Origin of the sequence: Pollutimonas rozaliensis, from assembly GCF_048751585.1 — a bacterium.
Classification (GTDB): domain Bacteria; phylum Pseudomonadota; class Gammaproteobacteria; order Burkholderiales; family Burkholderiaceae_B.
In genome coordinates this window covers 1-270 of sequence record NZ_JAZHOB010000128.1, presented here as the reverse complement: position 1 = coordinate 270, position 270 = coordinate 1, and the positions used below count along the sequence as shown (strand labels likewise).

General features: G+C 63.7%; 1 protein-coding gene. It reads right to left on the bottom strand.

All coding sequences use genetic code 11. The annotated features are described in order from the left end of the window. On the bottom strand, positions 1–270 hold a 270-nt coding region (locus tag V0R37_RS22255; RefSeq protein ID WP_489685820.1), incomplete at both ends, for an LpxL/LpxP family acyltransferase.

Genomic DNA, 270 nt, shown 5'->3' with positions numbered 1-270 from the left:
ATGCGGGCGATCTTGGCCGTCAGGCGAATGGTGGCCGCCTGCTGCCCAAACAGCGGAGCGAAGACGCTGACATCGCGACCGAAATCCTGGTCCGGGGAGTACCATACGATATGCCCCGCCTTGATCCGCCGCACCACGCCACGCAGGTCGTGACGGTCGATGGCCTGGCCAAAAATGCGCGAGCGTGCCAGGGTCTTGAAGCGTTCGAACAGCGGGTTGTTATGGGGGCGATAGACCACGTCCGCCGGGAAAAACAGCGAGTGCAGCGCG